Source organism: Desulfonauticus sp. (assembly GCF_055126295.1).
In genome coordinates, this window is sequence record NZ_JBSRHE010000001.1 from 178,343 (window position 1) to 193,319 (window position 14,977).

Genomic DNA, 14,977 nt, shown 5'->3' on the forward strand with positions numbered 1-14,977 from the left:
TTAACCTTGAGTTAAAGCCATAGTTTAAAACCTTGCAAAGGACAAATAAAAAATATAGGAATAAAAGGATTAAAGGAGTTCTATAGCATGCCAGAAAAAAAACAGTCTCCTGAAAGTAAAGAATTGGCTCTTATTGAACCAACCAATACTTATCCCCAAATAAAAGACAATCTCAGCTTATATTTACAAGAAGTAAATAAATTTCCAGTTTTGAGTCCAGAAGAAGAAATAGAGCTGGCCAGACGTTATAAAGAATACCAGGACCAAGATGCAGCCTTTAAACTCATAACTTCCAATCTAAGACTGGTGGTTAAAATAGCTATGGATTTTCAGCGTCGCTGGATGCAAAATGTTTTAGACCTTATCCAGGAAGGAAATATTGGCCTGATGAAGGCTGTACAAAAGTTTGATCCAGACAAGGGAATAAAATTTTCCTATTATGCTTCCTTTTGGATTAAGGCCTATATTTTAAAATTTATCATGGACAACTGGCGTATGGTCAAGATAGGTACCACTCAGGCCCAAAGAAAACTCTTTTACAATCTCAATAAAGAAAAACAACGTCTAGAAGCCATGGGTATAAATCCAGATGCAGAAACCATTTCCAACAACTTACAGGTCTCAGAAGCAGATGTTATTGAAATGGGCAAACGCATGGGCCAGCAGGACCTTTCTCTGGATATGCCTTTAAATGATGATGAGGAATTTACGCCTTTAAATGTCTTGCCTGCCTTAGAAGGCAGTGTGGAAGATAAAATTTTTCAGGAAGAAACAGTAAATCTGTTAAGAGAAAAGTTAAAAACAATTCTTCCCCAATTAAACGACAAGGAAAAAGATATTCTGGAACTCAGATTGCTCAATGACTCTCCTCTTACCTTAAGAGAGATAGGGGAAAAATATGGTATTACCAGAGAAAGAGTAAGACAAATCGAAGCTAGATTACTGCAAAAGATAAAAAAACTTTTAGAAGAAGAAATCACAGACTTTTCCAGGGATTGGATTTTAGATGAATAAAGTCTTTAGCCTCCTCAAAGCAGAAGCCAAAAAAATAGCTCAACAAAACCTTCCTTCTTTTTATACTATTTTTTCACGGGAACAAAACCAGGCCAAAAACTTCTTTTTTGACCACCCTCTTATTTATCGTTTACGCGAAGATGTCCTACCCTTTATCCTGGACTCCTTTGGGCATGGCATAGAGCACGCCAAAAAGGTAGCCCTAGATGCCAGTACCATTGTCTTAATTGAAGGAAAACACTTGCCCAATCCTTTACTTAAAAAAGCTTTTCTTTTAAGCCAGATAGCGGGCTTGCTGCACGATACTTGTCGCACAGAAGAAGACCATGCTTTAAAAGGGGCTGAACTAAGCCAGGAAATCCTAGAAGACTATCCTCTTAGCCAGGAGGAAAAAGAAATTATTTACCTGGCCATAAAAAACCACGAAGCCTTTGGACCCAGGATAGAAATCAAAGACGACCTGGCCCAACTGGTAAGTGCTGCTCTTTATGATGGAGACAAATTTCGCTGGGGGCCAGATAATTTTACCACTACCCTTTGGTCCATTTGTAGTTATAACCAATGGGGAATAGAAGAACTGAAAAAAAGAATGCCCCAGGCTTTAGAGTTTATGCAAAAAATCAAAGATACCTTTAGGACTTCTACAGGCATTAACTTTGGCCCAGAAATTGTGGATTGTGGTCTGCTTATAGGCAAACATCTCTACCAAACCTTACAACAAATAGAAAATTATGCGTAATTTAATTTGTTTTACTTTAATCCTTTTGGCCTTACTTAGTTGTTCTCCCTTACACAAACCCCGACCTGTTAGTATTCCCCTTTCGCCTGAAGCCAAGAAAATTTATACCTTTCTTCGTTTTCTGGATCTGGAAAACCAAAAGAAAATTGAAGAAGCCAAGCTGGAAGCCCAACAACTACTTCAATTAAATCCAGAACCCTATATTTATCTGGAAGTAGCCAACTTTTACTGGCGCAACCTGGATTTTAATCAAGCCAGAAACATTTTAAAGCAGGGTTTAAAAAAATTTCCAGAAAACAAGAACCTCTATCTTTCCCTAGCCAAATCCTATCTGGCTGAAAAAAGACTCAAGGACGCAGCAACAACCCTGGAAGAGTATCTGGCCATTAAACCAGAAGACTTTTCTGTGTACCAGGAACTGGCAGCAATTTATCTGGAAAATAAAGAATACAGTAAAACCATAGATTTACTCAAAAAACTACCTCCTGAAAAGCAAAATAAAATAACCTATTATTATTTAGCCAGGGCTAATTTTGAACTAGGTCTTACCCAAAAAGCAGAAGCTTTGCTTCAAAAAACTTTAAAACTGGATCCAGAGTTCTTTGAAGCCTGGGCAGAATTAGCTTATATCTATGAAATGAATAAAAAATATGCTGAAGCAGAAGAGATCTACACTAAATTATTAGAGCAAGAAGAAAATAACGAAGACTTGGTTTTGAGAATAATTGAATTAAACCTAAAATTAAACAACCCTAAAAAGGCTAAAACTTTTTTAGAAGATAAAGATATAGATTTTAAACTAAAAGTATTCTTAAAATTTTTAGAAAATAAATATTATGAATATGCTGAAAACATATTAGAAGATGTAAAAAAAGAAGAAAAAGGTACAGACAGGGTAAATTTTTATTCTGCTCTTCTCTACTATGAGAAATACCAAGATTACAATAAGGCTCTTCAATATTTAAATAAAATAACACCCAAAAGCAGTTTTTACCTTCAATCACTAGAATTTAAAATTCAAATTTTGCTTTTACAAAAAAATTACGCCTTGGCTCAAAAAACTCTAGATGAAGTTAAACAAGCCTATCCCAATCACAAAGAATTTTATATTTTACAGATATACGCTTTTGAACAACAAAAAAAATACACCCAGGCCTTATCCTGGATAGAACAGGCCCTACAAAAATGGCCCAAAGACAAAGAAATACTTTATCGCAAAGCCATTATCCTGGAAAACCAAAACCAGCGCCAGAAATCTTTAGAACTTATGGAAAAAATAATTTCCCTGTATCCTGATTATGATCCTGCCTTAAATTTTGTAGGTTATGTCTTGGCTGAAGAGGGAAAAGACCTAAATAGAGCCAAGCTCTTAATTGAAACTGCCTTAAAAATGAGCCCCAACAACGGCTATTACCTTGATTCTCTAGCCTGGGTTTACTTTAAATTAAAAGAGCTAGATAAGGCCTGGGAATATATTCAAAAAGCTGTAAGTTTTACTGCCGATGACCCTACTATTTGGCAACATTATGGAGACATTGCCAGGAGTCTAAACCTAAAAAAAGAAGCCATCAGGGGCTATAAGCAGTCCTTAAAGTTAAATCCCCATAATTTGGAACTAAAAAAACTACTCCAGAAATTAAGTGAAAACTAAATTTATCACTCTCTTGTTGGGGCTAATTGTTCTAGCCAGTTGTGCTCCCCCAAAGCTTCCTTCTCCAGAACAAAAGCTGGAACAATTCTGGCAACAGCAACAAAAATATAAGCAAATCAACACCTACTACTTACAGGGCAGCCTTAGTTTTAAAGACCAAAAACAGGCTTCCCGCTTGCTCTACACCTGTTTTGGCCAAAAGAATAAGCTCACCAGAGTGGATTTTTCCTCTTCTTTGGGTCAAAAGATTTCCCTCTGGCAAGAAAGTCAAAACAACCTCCTGGTCTTTTTTCCCTATGAAAGAAGAGCTTATCAAAGCAACCACCCCAGGACTGCTATTACTACCTTAGACTTTCCCCTTCCCTTTACCTTGACTCAAAGTGTCAAACTGCTCCTGGGAGAAGTCCAGTTTCTCCTACCCTTGTCTTCTTCAGAAAATTTTTCTAAAAACCTCTTGACTCAACTAGAAATTTATCCTTTAGGTCAAATAAAAAGAATAAACTATCAAGGATACACCATATCCTACTTTAACTATGTAAAGACTAACATAAACCTTTCCATACCTAAAAAAATAATTATTGAAAAAGAAGGCTTAAAAATAACTATTTATCAAAAAAAGATAAAATTAAATTTAAACTTAAATAATTTAGAGCTAAAATTGCCAGAAGATGTAAATTTATTTAATCTCTTGGAGCAAGAGTAAAATGAGAACCTTTATTCACACAGTTTTAAGTGGAATATATACAGCTTATACGGAATTGTTATTTTCTCTTACTCTAATCTTAAAAATTGCAGAAATAAAACAAATTCAGCAAAAAATAAAAGAAGAACAATGTTTTTTAGGACAGCTAATTTGCGAAAAAAAAGATATTGATTCTGAAGAAGTAAAGACAACTCTCAAACAAATAGAATTTTTACAAGAAGAAGTAGAATATCTAAAAGAAAAGCTTGAAAATTTTAAGAACCTCTTTTTACACAAACGCCAACAAAGATTAAAATCTTTTAAAGGAGTTTTTTAAATGGAAGAAAAAAAGGCTCTAATCTTTGGTTCAGACCACGCAGGCATTAACCTCAAAAGAATACTAATGGATTTTTTTCATCCCCAATTTGAAATAATAGATGTGGGCACAAGGGATACCAATAGCTGCGATTATCCCCTTTATGCCCGCAATCTTTGCGTAAAGGTACTGGAATTAAAAACTCTGGGTATTCTTATCTGTGGCACAGGCATAGGCATGTCTATCACTGCCAACCGCTTTAAGGGCATACGTGCTGCCCTTTGTACCAACGAATACATGGCCAGAATGTCTAGAGAGCACAATGACGCCAATGTACTCTGCCTAGGTGAGAGGGTAATTGGAGTGGACCTGGCTAAAAGTATTGCCAGCACTTTTGTAAACACTTCTTTTGCTGGAGAAAGACACCTGAAAAGAATCGAGTTAATAGAAAAGCTGGTTTAAACTTTGTTAACAATTTAATTTTCAAAAACAAAACAGGTTAAATTTGGTTTACAGGGTAAAATATCAGGCCAGGTAAGAGGAAAAAGAATTAAAGATTTATAACCTGATTTTTGTCTTCTATTCCTGCTTTTATTTTTCTGGTCTAAGTCTACTCACTCAATCAAAAAAACAACCTCTTTAGCAGATATAAAAAGCATGCGAATTTGGGATATCCATCCAGGTTATTTAAATCGCCAAAGTCTATTAGGCGAACACAGAGAATTACACGGAATCCTCTCGATTCTAATTCATGGGAAAAAGGGATATTCTAAACATCCTGAAACCAAGCGCTGGGCAGGTTTTCTTTGGGCCTTAAAGATAAGACATGAATTTTTAGTAGCAGAAATGCGCTTAAGAAATTTTAACCATAAGTCTTATGTTAAGGTAAATTCTGCTTTTAAAAAATGGCCAGAAATTTATATTGATTCTCCCAGCGCCCAATTTAACTTACTTAAGCAAAAATATCAAAATAAAGAAGAGGGAAGAATACCTCTTCCTAAAAATGAACAAGAACTCTGGAGTCAGCACAAGTATTCAATTTTAGCTAGAAATCCCAATTTATACAAAGAAATAGGTCCCTTAGTAGCTAAAAAAGAAATAGGCTTTGAGCAATTAGCGTTAATTTTAGTGGAAAATCTTAGAATCATACCAGATGAAAAAAATATAAAAAATGCACTTCAACACATGTGGGGACATATAGCCAAATACTCTTCAATAGATAAACACCTGGTAAATAAAATGCCTTTAGACCAGCTACTTAGAGAAATACAGAAGTGTACGCTTAAATTTAAAGAACCTTATTTACTTTTATCTACAGCTTTGAGTGAATTAAGCGTGTGGATAGAAAATAAGGACTTAAATTGAAATAACAAATTAAAAAGAAACAAACTTTTAAGTTTTCAAGCCCTCTCTTTTAAAAAATAATCCAATTTAATTCAAAGAGTTATAGAAAAAATAGATTTAGTTTTAGAAACCATCTTGACCAAACAATTCTTTTCTTATTAAGCAAAAGCGATTTGGCCAAATTGAGAAAAAGCATCAAAGTAGCTGGAGGAGAAAAATATGTCTGTAACCCTGGTAGACCACCCTCTCATTCGACATAAATTGGGTATCATGCGCAAACATGATATCAGCACCAAAAATTTTAGAGAACTGGCTTCGGAAATAGCCAGACTACTTACCTATGAAGCCACCAAGGACCTGGAAACTGAAAAAAGCACTATTCAGGGATGGGCAGGTCCTGTGGAAATAGAGACCATCAAAGGGAAAAAAATTACGGTAGTGCCCATACTTAGAGCTGGACTGGGCATGCTAGATGGAGTCCTGGACCTTATTCCCGGGGCTAAGGTAAGCATTGTTGGTTTGTATCGCAATGAAGAAACCCTGGAACCTGTTCGCTATTATGTAAAACTGGCCAAAAACATAGAAGATCGCATTGCCCTAATTTTAGATCCCATGCTGGCTACTGGAGGTAATTTAATTGCTACCATTGACCTGTTAAAGGAAGCAGGTTGTACTAAAATCAAAGGATTATTTTTAGTAGCTGCTCCAGAAGGATTAAAAAAAGTTACAGAAAAGCATCCAGATGTGGAAATATACGTAGCCTCCATTGATAAGAGGTTAAACGATAAAGGCTACATCCTGCCAGGCCTAGGGGATGCAGGAGATAAAATCTTTGGAACTAAATAGGCACCACCTGGTGCCTATTTTTTTGTCTTTTTTGTTCTTTAAAAACACCAGTGCACGGTAAAGGAGGTTCTATGCAACAAGATCCAACCAAGTATGATTTTCGTTTAAGAGACTCCCTCCTGGGAGCGCAAATGCTCTTTGTGGCTTTTGGGGCTTTGGTTTTAGTACCCATTTTAACCGGGCTTGACCCCAATGTGGCTCTTTTTACTGCTGGCTGTGGCACGCTACTTTTTCAAGTTATCACCAAAGGAAAAGTTCCTGTTTTTTTGGCTTCTTCTTTTGCCTTTATTGCACCTATTATCTATGGAGTAAAAACCTGGGGCATTCCCGGTACCCTATGTGGCCTGGCTGCAGCAGGTGTTATCTATATTCTCTTAAGCCTGCTCATTTCCTTAAGAGGAGTAAAAGTCCTGGAAAATTTGCTTCCTCCTATTGTTACCGGCCCAGTTATCATGGTAATTGGTCTTATTCTAGCTCCTGTAGCAGTAAATATGGCCATGGGTAAAACAGGAGATGGCAGTGCTGTTTTAGTGCCAGAAAAAACAGCTCTCACCATTGCCATGATTTCCCTGGCAGTGACCATTATAGTCTCCCTCTTTGGCAAAGGCATGTTAAAACTCATTCCCATTCTTTCTGGAATTATTGTAGGATATCTTATTTCCATCCCAGTGGGTTTGGTCAACTTTGCCCCTGTAACCCAGGCACCCTGGTTTGCCCTTCCCAATTTTACCTTTCCTGAATGGAACCTGCAGGCCATCCTTTTTATTGCTCCTGTGGCTATTGCTCCAGCCATTGAACATTTTGGAGATATTCTGGCCATTAGCTCTGTGACAGGAAAAGACTATTTAAAAGGCCCTGGAGTACATAAAACTCTCTTAGGCGATGGTCTGGCCACTTCTCTGGCGTCCTTTTTAGGTGGTCCTCCTAACACCACCTATTCAGAAGTAACCGGGGCTGTAGCTCTGATTAAGGTCTTCAACCCTGCTATTATGACCTGGGCTTCCATCTGTGCCATTTTGCTTTCCTTTGTGGGCAAACTAGGCGCTTTTTTACAAACTATTCCTACTCCTGTTATGGGTGGAATTCTCATTCTCCTCTTTGGTGCTATCATGGTCGTGGGCATCAACACTTTAGTTAGAGCTGGCCAGGACCTGATGGAGGCCAGAAATATGGCTATTGTGGCCATAATTGTTATCTTTGGAGTGGGAGGAATGTCCTTTTCTGCTGGAGAATTCACCTTAAAAGGTATCGGGCTAGCTGGTATAACCGGAGTGGTATTAAATATTCTCTTACCTGGTAAAAAATAAAAAAAGGGGCTTAAAGCCCCTTTTTTTATTAAACTATAAGCAAAACCTTATTTTTCTTCCCAGCCAGTAACCTTGTATCCCTTTTCTTCTACCTTGGCTTTTATCAACTCAAAATCCCCCCCTTTATCAGCCTCAAAATAGGCAGCTTTATCTTCTAAACTTACCTTTATATTTTTAAGATTACCCATACTCTCCAAAATCTTGGTAACAGTATTTACACAATGCTGACAACTCATACCTTCAATATTTAATTTAAACATAAAACCTCCTGGATAGTTAATAGATTCAAATTAATTATATCAAAATATTAACCAATTTAAAAATATTTCCATTTATTTAAAATAATTAAATTTAATAAAAAAATAAATTTAAAGATAAATCTAAGCTATAGTAAATTAAGGATTTAATTTTATTTGGTACAATACATTAATCCAAGCCATTTCACTTGTACTGTTATTTGTACCTACAATTTCAACATTGTATAAATAACCATCAAGGTATCCCTTAGTATCTACTATCTTTCCATACACTATATAGTCTCCATAAATTTCTTCCCAATCAGGATTATTAATGATATCTGATGGCTCTGAATTAGAGGTACATGCATTCGTTGAATTACAAAAATCACATACCGTGGTCCAGTTATCTGTATCTCTTTTTAATTTACAGGCATGCCCAGGTATCCAACCTGATGAATTAGAATCCCAAGTAGAATCTCTAATATCAATCAAAAATTCTTCCACACCTCCCTTTGCAGCTTCTAATGCTGATGTATACCTTTTTACAATACCTGACTGTTTGGTACTCGATACCACTAAAATCATTATAGCTGATGCAAGCACTATAGCAATTAAGCTCAAAATTAGAGAAGTTATAAGGGCTATACCCCTCTCATCTTGCTTTTTGAAAATCACCGAATTTCCCTCTTAAGATTCATGGGTTTTACTGAAAATTGAAATAGCTTCCATCTATAATGTATATCATCCCCTGTAGGAGTAAATTGTTCAATGGTCCCATTAGAAGTATTTAGATAAATTGTGCCTCCAGAATAATTAAAGGCTGGGTCTTTTCTACCTTCGTGGTAAACAATAAATACTTTTACCTGTTTTAGCTGAGACCTTAAAACCTTCGGATCTGAGGGTAATGTAGTTGACCATGTATCAACAATGTCATCATCGTCAGTATCAAGACCAAATGCCACTTTAAACCTTTCTACACAGTCCAGTATTGGTTGCGCACCACCAGTACTTGCATCTTCTCTTCTTAATACTTTAGTATTTTGCGCACATCTTAATGGCTTATCTTCTGAATTGTAGTCGTCTAATTCATAGGTTATTTTATTATCTGTAGAATTAGAACTAAGACCAAATAAAAGCAGTAGCTTTGATGGATCAGATGAATCAACTTTATAACAATTATATTTTTGGGTATAATCTAAATCAAGTGCTAAATAACAAATATTTGTATCATTACAATCCTCGGCAGAGATTTCTGCATCATCAAGGGTAAAAAATCTCTTTCCATTAAAATCTGCATAACCATAACACTTTGTATAATCATTTCTAGAAGATACTGTTGAACTTATTGTAAGAGTATTGTTTGCTTCATCATATTCTAGAGGCAATTTATCATTGGGTATTCCAAAACCAGCCAGCTCAATATCTCTTCTAATTATTTCAGCCCCTATTAGCCTATCTATATTGGATACAGCAGTAGTAGTCTGCTGTGTGTATGCTTTCAATACATTTAAATATGATTGATATACAGCACCTAGAACCACTGATAAAATTACTAACACCACCAACAATTCTATTAAGGTTACACCTTTATTTTTCATGGCTCATGCACTACTGTATTTATGGTATAAGTTTTTGTCGAATTACTGTTAGGTGGATATTTATAAGTAACTATAACTTGTACTTGACTGTTACCACTATCTATAGGAGTAGAATTAGAATCTATCGCAAAGGTTAAAGAAAAATTTCTAAATTTTTTAGTTGCATTATCTTCACATTCAATACCACTTCTTATATTTTCTATACAATCTTGAGCTATTTTTACAGCTTCATCCCTAACTAAATTATTTACATTACTACGAATATAAGTAGCAAGACTCTGCACTAGCGTAAGAAGAACCAAAGTCAATATCAACATGCTAACAAGGACCTCTATTAAAGTAAATCCTTTTTTTTCTTTAATTACAATCAGTTCCATTCCATGATCCTATTTTTGCTCTTGTTACTGAAACTGCTACACAATTATTAACTTCTTCCTCGTTTAGGTCTGTAAGATAAATACTATCAAAATTAACAACCACACCTCTAGAAAATTTTATATATGTATAAGTTGAATTAGATGATTTAAATTTCGATTTTAGATTTAAAATTGTTATATCAACATACCCACCACTATCATTAATCTCACCATCATAATCTGTATCACACCTTTCATATATCTTCTTAAATTCTGATGTAGTTCCCCAATACAATCCACAAACTTTTTTTTCAACAAAGCTTTTCATTCTGGCATCTTGAATTAGAGTATAAATATTTTTTATATCGTATTGAACATCATATTTTTTCTTCCATTTTGTAAATTGTGGAATTGTAATGGATAAAACTATTGCTATAATAGATAAAATTACCAAGAGTTCGATTAAAGTAAAGCCTTTTACTTTTCTATCCATAATAAAATATTGCCCTTAGGACTTTTTGCTGGATTTACATAAGGGGTAGCTGATTCTGGAGGTACTCCTGTATACCATGGAGTAGTAGCATCATTAAATGTTGATGTCTCATCTGTACCAACAATTATTTCTTCTATATTACCACGGGATAGTTGTAAAAATAGTTTTCCTCCTGGGTTGCTTGCGTGATATCCTGGACAGTTTTGATTTTTGAGATCTTCACCTGTTGCACAATTTAGCTGCCATACCCTGGATCTTCCACCAAAACTACAAAAATCAGAAGAAGGCTCTGTTGTAGTAAAATAGATTATATTGGAATCAGTAACAGTTGGGTCTGATATTACTCTTTCTTTAAAATAAATTCCTTCTCTCTCATTTAGTCCTTGTTTCCAAGAAAATAGTTTATTTGGGTTACCTTGAGTGAGTTCATTACAAGGATCATTAGATGAGTGTGCTGCATTAATATTACAATTTCCATCATCAAGACAATCATCTATTCTTACAGCATAGAGGTTATTAAATTCATTATTTTTACCTGGATCGTCTCCAGGATAAAAATATCTACCAGTACCAAAAAATATATAATTCATATCAAAGCATTTTGCATATTCTACTTTTGCAGTTACTGGCTCCAGGGAGCTATTAAATACATTTACTATCTCCCAATCAGAAGGGATATTTCCTGTAATATGAATTCCCCACACATCTCCCTGTAAAGTGTTACCTGCTCCCCTGGTTGATCCAATAAAGACCCAATCAGTATCACCATCTTTATCTACATCTATACCCTCAGTAAAAAGCCTTCCACCAAAGGCATTTTTCATTTCTGATGAAACTGAGAGTTTTGTCACTTGTTTAATGGTAAAAAATGCTGATGGTTGAGCATCCCATGTACTCTCAAGTTTGAGAACAAAAAATTTCAAATCCTGTTTGGACTCTCCCCTATAATTAGTTGGACCTGATGCAAACATAATAAAGTAGCTATAGGTGCTGTCATCATTTTTTACCTTGATAAAGGCAGGTCCTGTATAGGTAAAACCTAAATCTTTATCAGTAAATTCCCATAAAAACTTTGGACTGGTTGCATTGGTTATATCAAGGGCAAAATAAGAAGACAATCCCACACAATTACTAGTAGCAGAATTATATTGTGAGGGATCAGCACAAGTATCAGCAGGAGGATTAATGCACTCTGAATCTGTGCATCCAACTGCTCCCCCAAACCTCATACCACCAATTAATATTCGTTTTTCAATATCTGAATCATCATCTAAATTGAGTTCAATTATATAAGGCATGAGATCCACATAATAAAGGTGATTATTACCACCATATTTGGGATCTGTAAGTGCCCTTAGATAAGGAAGGCTATTTTTAGGGATATATGCCCACATTTCTTCACCTAGTTTATCTTTGTAACAATATTTAGAAGAGTCATTACAAAGCCTTACATCTTGATATGGTCCCAATCCGTCATAGCGAGGTTTACCTAATCTAAATGCATGGAGCATTCCATCATTTGCTCCTACATAAACCACTGAATAATCATCATATATCACTATTTTGGGTGTAGAATAAATTATGTCACCTAATTTCCAGGTGGAAATACCATCATAGGATCTATTTCTATAACCATCTATATCATTTCCTAAAATATAATCTTTAAGATCCTGGATCGAAATTGATTTTGTTATTAATCTTGTTGTTTCATCTGTTTCATCTACTATTCCATCATTGTCTTCATCTCCAAATAGTTTATTTTCTGTCACATTCTGAAAACTAGTTAAATCTTGATGTATGGTTGGATGAAGATATCCTGTATATGTGTAAATATTTCTTTGTGTTGCATTCGTATTCTTTAACTTCTCTCCTGCCTCCCACACTGGATGTATATCATCTAAAGTTGAATACAAGGTATAATCAGAAGAATTAGTACCACTACATGTACTTTTATAGGCCTTTACATTCATAATTCCTGTAGAATTATTTAGTAAGAAATTAACGATGTAGTCTCCTCCTGTCTCTCCATTAGTACATACATCTAATGCTTTATTTTCAATAGTATCCTCTCTTATGTTTGAAGCAGTAGGAGAATAGTAAAACCAGTATGTATAAAGATAGCCAATCCAATCCAACTCTATCTGATCAAATTGTTTTTTTGGATAAAAAAGTGCCTGAACAAGATTTTTTCCAATCTTTGTCTCACTAATGGGAAGTGATGCAGAGGTACCTGAAGCAGTTCTTTTTAAAATATCAACAAAAATCACCCTTAATGCCTCTTCAAGTTCTGCTCCATTTTCTGCTGCAAAATATCCGTCTGGTACACCGTTGTTATCCTCATCCCATTCCTTACAACATTGTTCATTACTACTACCACCTGGGCAACTGGAACGAGGCCAGGCAACCTCTAAAGAATCATCTGGCACCTCAGAAAAAGTATATGGATAACTATTATTACAACCACTAATATCAGTAAATCCTCCAAAAGCACTTATGGTCTTCATAGAACTTTTACCATCATTAGAATCATCAAAAGCATATAAGCTATATACCCTTGCTGTTTGTTTATTGGATAAGTCAGACCTCAAATCATCAGTTCTTAAATGATAAGCAGAAATAACAGGGTCTACATTGCCATTCCACTCGCCATCAGATATGAGTACAACATTGGACTGCCTGCACCAGGCTGAAACCAAACTCCCATCTTCCAACACCTGATAATATGGATCTACCTCGCTGTCATCGTTGATATAATTAGAATTACTCTCATAATTATGACCATTTCTTTGTTTTAGATAATCATAGGCCTCCCACAAGGCTTCACCACTTGGAGTACCGCCATATGGAACTTCACTCTGTAATTTATTCAATAATGAGTCTAAATTATTTTCATTAAACCCATACCTTATTTCACCTTCCCTTGTACCACCAAACACCATAAAGGTAATTCTAACACTATCAAATATGGATTGAAGTAAACCACCCCTATCCTCTTTTGAGATTCTTAATTTTACCCTTGCACTTGACAATCCTTTTACTGGGCATGTACCATCATAATCATATACACTTAGTAAAATTTCTTTATCTGCATAGTTACCACTTGAATAATCTTCGGGCCTTACATAAAAATCACAGTCTATATTACTGGATCTTACTCTTCTCCTACTACCCTGAGCCTTTATATAACAATAATTATCACCACAATCAGCCTTTCCGCCAATTAGTGCTTTCAAGGCTGCATCTATTCTGGTTGTAGTTACAAAATTAAGTAGATTTCCAGAAACACAATCTGGTGCTGAACCTATTTTGTTGGAATAAGAACAATTGTCTGTATTATCAACAAAATATCCATTATGAGAATCATATTTATAATATTTATTTGAATCAAATATTCCATAATAATCATAGGATGTGTTATAGTTTTCATATGCATAATCTCCATAATAACATTCTGCAACCTGTGATTCATAATATCCGCTCCAATTGGCACAGGCATAATAGGCTGGAAATTGCATACTGCCTGAATAATCCATTACTAACACAACATTTGGATCTATACTCTGAGTAAGAAATGGGGGAGAAGCACAATATTGTTCCATTCCAGCAATTACAGGTATCGCCCAAAATATAAACAAAAGAGCTAAAAAAACTCTTTTAATAGTCATCTTTCACCCCTTTTTTAAGTTTTAACAAAACAATTTCTTTATCTTTTTTTAACAAATAAACTTTATCATCTTTAGAAATTAATATAGTTTTTTCTTTTTCATTTATCTGTTTTGAACTAAACAAGTCTATACTAACATGCTCACCTGAAAATACATACAGATAAGCCTTTCCACTTACAATTTTATCTACCTTATACGGACCGTATATTTTATATCCATTTTTTAAATACTTCTCAACTACCAATTTTAATGGTTCTTCTAACGTTTTAAAACTACTGAATTTATTTTTCACATCTCTAGTAAAACCAGTCGTTGAAAACACTACTATTAATAATACACAACATATCTGGATGATTACCCTTTTCTGTTTCATAGTTTACTTTTCCTATTTTATTTATATCTTTACTGGTTAATTTACTAAAAAACTTAAGTTACCCAAAAGTTATCTTTATTATATTTAGAAAATTTAGCCAAAAAAACTAAAGCCTAAAAAAACTAAATATATCTTATTCTTTTTAGCCAATTGCCTCATCTTGCACCATAAAACCAACTCTAAAAACATTATTTTTTAGGTTTATTTAAACCAATAAATAAATATTGGCAACCCTTAATTACATACTTTTAGTTTCCTAAGTCTCAACCACAAGCACTCTTTAAAACTTAAAATATTGTTTTTATTATATATATTTTACAAATAACAACTTTCTTAAAGTAAAAACAAGTAAAT

General features: G+C 34.7%; 16 protein-coding genes. 9 read left to right on the forward strand and 7 right to left on the reverse strand.

All coding sequences use genetic code 11. From position 1 onward, the window contains the following. The first annotated feature begins 87 nt into the window (after positions 1–87). From ACTCIM_RS00900 to ACTCIM_RS00940, 9 genes are all read left to right on the forward strand, one after another. Positions 88–1,014 (forward strand): sigma-70 family RNA polymerase sigma factor, encoded by a 927-nt coding sequence (locus tag ACTCIM_RS00900; RefSeq protein ID WP_472313333.1) that lies wholly within the window; start codon positions 88–90, stop codon positions 1,012–1,014. After that, complete coding sequence (locus tag ACTCIM_RS00905) at positions 1,007–1,753, forward strand: HD domain-containing protein (protein ID WP_029965379.1); 747 nt, start codon at positions 1,007–1,009, stop codon at positions 1,751–1,753. Before ACTCIM_RS00900 ends, ACTCIM_RS00905 begins: the two co-directional genes overlap by 8 nt. Further along, positions 1,746–3,404, forward strand: coding sequence for a tetratricopeptide repeat protein (locus ACTCIM_RS00910; protein ID WP_472313335.1), 1,659 nt, complete (start codon positions 1,746–1,748; stop codon positions 3,402–3,404). Before ACTCIM_RS00905 ends, ACTCIM_RS00910 begins: the two co-directional genes overlap by 8 nt. Next, positions 3,394–4,107, forward strand: coding sequence for a lipoprotein insertase outer membrane protein LolB (locus ACTCIM_RS00915; protein ID WP_464279631.1), 714 nt, complete (start codon positions 3,394–3,396; stop codon positions 4,105–4,107). The genes ACTCIM_RS00910 and ACTCIM_RS00915 overlap by 11 nt, the downstream gene beginning before the upstream one ends. Before the next feature lies 1 nt (position 4,108). After that, positions 4,109–4,423: a hypothetical protein gene (locus ACTCIM_RS00920; RefSeq protein WP_029965375.1), complete on the forward strand. Its 315-nt coding sequence runs from the start codon at positions 4,109–4,111 to the stop codon at positions 4,421–4,423. After that, on the forward strand, positions 4,424–4,864 hold the full coding sequence (rpiB, locus tag ACTCIM_RS00925; RefSeq protein WP_029965374.1) for a ribose 5-phosphate isomerase B: 441 nt from the start codon (positions 4,424–4,426) through the stop codon (positions 4,862–4,864). A gap of 195 nt (positions 4,865–5,059) precedes the next feature. Continuing rightward, the gene (locus ACTCIM_RS00930; protein ID WP_029965373.1) at positions 5,060–5,767 is read left to right on the forward strand and encodes a DUF1722 domain-containing protein; all 708 of its coding nucleotides are present in this window, start codon (positions 5,060–5,062) and stop codon (positions 5,765–5,767) included. 198 nt (positions 5,768–5,965) lie between these two features. After that, complete coding sequence (gene upp / locus ACTCIM_RS00935; protein WP_472313337.1) at positions 5,966–6,592, forward strand: uracil phosphoribosyltransferase; 627 nt, start codon at positions 5,966–5,968, stop codon at positions 6,590–6,592. A gap of 71 nt (positions 6,593–6,663) precedes the next feature. Then, a complete protein-coding gene (locus ACTCIM_RS00940) occupies positions 6,664–7,899 on the forward strand; it encodes a uracil-xanthine permease family protein (RefSeq protein ID WP_472313340.1) in 1,236 nt (411 codons plus the stop codon). Between the two features lie 47 nt (positions 7,900–7,946). Here the strand turns inward: ACTCIM_RS00940 and ACTCIM_RS00945 are convergent, their stop codons facing one another. The 7 genes from ACTCIM_RS00945 to ACTCIM_RS00975 all read right to left on the reverse strand — a co-directional run bounded on the left by ACTCIM_RS00945 (position 7,947) and on the right by ACTCIM_RS00975 (position 14,623). After that, positions 7,947–8,159, reverse strand: a complete 213-nt coding sequence (locus tag ACTCIM_RS00945) for a heavy-metal-associated domain-containing protein (protein ID WP_472313341.1) — start codon at positions 8,157–8,159, stop codon at positions 7,947–7,949. Positions 8,160–8,294: 135 nt separating this feature from the next. Further along, entirely contained in the window at positions 8,295–8,813 is a 519-nt protein-coding gene (locus tag ACTCIM_RS00950) for a pilus assembly PilX N-terminal domain-containing protein (protein WP_464279626.1), read from the reverse strand. Further along, positions 8,810–9,736, reverse strand: coding sequence for a PilW family protein (locus ACTCIM_RS00955; protein WP_472313343.1), 927 nt, complete (start codon positions 9,734–9,736; stop codon positions 8,810–8,812). The genes ACTCIM_RS00950 and ACTCIM_RS00955 overlap by 4 nt, the downstream gene beginning before the upstream one ends. After that, entirely contained in the window at positions 9,733–10,113 is a 381-nt protein-coding gene (locus ACTCIM_RS00960; protein WP_472313346.1) for a type IV pilus modification PilV family protein, read from the reverse strand. The genes ACTCIM_RS00955 and ACTCIM_RS00960 overlap by 4 nt, the downstream gene beginning before the upstream one ends. After that, the gene (locus ACTCIM_RS00965; RefSeq protein ID WP_472313348.1) at positions 10,094–10,585 is read right to left on the reverse strand and encodes a pilus assembly FimT family protein; all 492 of its coding nucleotides are present in this window, start codon (positions 10,583–10,585) and stop codon (positions 10,094–10,096) included. The genes ACTCIM_RS00960 and ACTCIM_RS00965 overlap by 20 nt, the downstream gene beginning before the upstream one ends. Beyond that, positions 10,570–14,250 (reverse strand): pilus assembly protein, encoded by a 3,681-nt coding sequence (locus ACTCIM_RS00970; RefSeq protein WP_472313349.1) that lies wholly within the window; start codon positions 14,248–14,250, stop codon positions 10,570–10,572. Before ACTCIM_RS00970 ends, ACTCIM_RS00965 begins: the two co-directional genes overlap by 16 nt. Continuing rightward, positions 14,240–14,623 carry a hypothetical protein gene (locus ACTCIM_RS00975; protein ID WP_464279621.1) on the reverse strand — a complete coding sequence of 128 codons (384 nt, stop codon included), beginning with the start codon at positions 14,621–14,623 and terminating at the stop codon, positions 14,240–14,242. The genes ACTCIM_RS00970 and ACTCIM_RS00975 overlap by 11 nt, the downstream gene beginning before the upstream one ends. Between the last annotated feature and the right edge of the window lie 354 nt (positions 14,624–14,977).